The following is a 1706-nucleotide window of genomic DNA, read 5'->3' as shown; positions in this document are numbered from 1 at the left end:
GCATATGAGCTCGCTCAGTGGCTGACGGCTCCACCACAACAACTTGACAATTTCATTGGCAGCGGTAATTTCCCATCTACACCGGAATCCTATTCGACCCGGGAGTTTCTAGAAGTGAGAGACCCCTTCTTTAACGGCGCTCCTGTCGGTCAGATTTACTCTTACACAGCACTTCGATACAAAGCGGCATACGATGATTTTGAATATGAAGGGATTGAACGAATGATCAAAGAGGGTCTGCGCCGTGTCGAATCAGAAGGAGCAGATCCAGAGCGTACATGGGATGATATCGTCCRCCGATTCAGGCAGATAAATACGGGAGGTTGATTGTGATGTTCAGAGTGCTTGTAGTGGATGATGAAGCGAATGTACGCCAGCCGGTATGTCGAACCCTTGCTCGATTCGAGGGGGTGGGAGAAGTATTGGATGCATCTAATGGACTTGAGGCAATGGCTGTGCTAGAGCAGCAGAATGTCCATCTCCTCATTACGGATATTCGCATGCCTGCTGCGGATGGTCTGCAATTAGCAGAATTTGCGCGAGAGCATTCGCCTGGCACAGATGTGTATGTGCTCACAGGGCACGCGGAATTCGATTATGCGCAAAAGGCGATGGAGCACGGGGTTCATGCCTATTTGCTCAAGCCATTGTCCAAGGGAAAGCTCCAAGAAGTGTATATGGCATCGTATGAGAAACACCGACGCCGCCAGGAGTCCCGGCAAGTTAGCGTCATTAGAGAACGTGCGCTTCTGGAAAAACGCCTTCATGATCTGCTGCAAGGAGTACCTGTTCCGACCTTCGATGAAGGCCTGATTCCGTCCTTCCAGAAGGTAATGCTCGTTTCTTTCTCAACGAAGGACCTGAGGTCACTAGGGGAAGCATCGGTGCGGTATTTTATAAGCGAGTGCGCTTACGAGGCATTTAGCCGGTTGGGAACGGCAGCCGTTTGTCTAGAGGATCGGCTCGTCACGGTCGTGTTATTTGCCAATCAATGTGATCAGGAGGCTTGGGAGAAAGAAGTGCAGGAGACGTCGAAATGGATGGCGGCTAAGCTGCGAATCGAGGTGAAGACGGGGTATGGAGGGGCGACGAAGGACATCGGAGATCTGAGCTTGATGTACATACGCAGTATGATAAGCCTTGGATTCACAGAGATTACGCGTAAAGAAAGTGGCGGTGAAGCCTTCCCGCCTATCATCCGAGCGCTTCTCGGCTATATTCATAAAGAGTATGCCAGTGCGGCCAATTTATCTGATTTTGCACAACAATACCAAATCAATCCTAATTATTTAAGCAATTTATTTCACCAGGAAACGGGAATGACCTATACGCACTATTTGACCCAACACCGCTTGACAGAAGCTAAAAAATGGCTAAGAGATACGAATTTGAAGATCTATGAAGTGTGTGAAAAAGTGGGCTACAAAGATCCAGCATATTTCAGCAGGATATTCAAAACATTTGAAGGTATAGCCCCAGGTGCTTATCGAACTGTGGACGGAACTTTCCTAACTTAAGTCCAAGAAATCGAAGATGCGTTACCTATACGGCATGTCCACCCCTGTTTATACTAAATGTAAGGGCTTTCTTAATAGGCTCGAAATTTGAAGGGAGCGTTAATCGATGAAAAACGTGTCGAAGGGTAAGGCCTTAGGTATGTTAATGGCTTCTGTCCTCCTTCTCAGTGCTTGCAGCAGTAATGGAGG

Annotated in this window: 1 protein-coding gene and 1 pseudogene; both read left to right on the top strand. The window is 48.0% G+C overall.

Annotation, left to right across the window (positions count from 1 at the left end; translation table 11 throughout):
* Window positions 1–327: pseudogene (locus tag AC1DUA_RS36480) on the top strand (ABC transporter substrate-binding protein); the annotation flags it as partial.
* Window positions 328–332: 5 nt separating this feature from the next.
* Entirely contained in the window at window positions 333–1517 is a 1185-nt protein-coding gene (locus tag AC1DUA_RS36475; protein ID WP_477504381.1) for a response regulator, read from the top strand.
* Window positions 1518–1706 lie beyond the last annotated feature (189 nt).

It is taken from the genome of Paenibacillus sp. 01T422 (assembly GCF_056398785.1).
This window is presented reverse-complemented; position numbering and strand designations above follow the sequence as displayed.

Coding starts and splice junctions, on each gene's coding strand:
- AC1DUA_RS36475 (WP_477504381.1), top strand. CDS start 333: ATGTTCAGAGTGCTTGTAGTGGATGATGAAGCGAATGTACGCCAGCCG.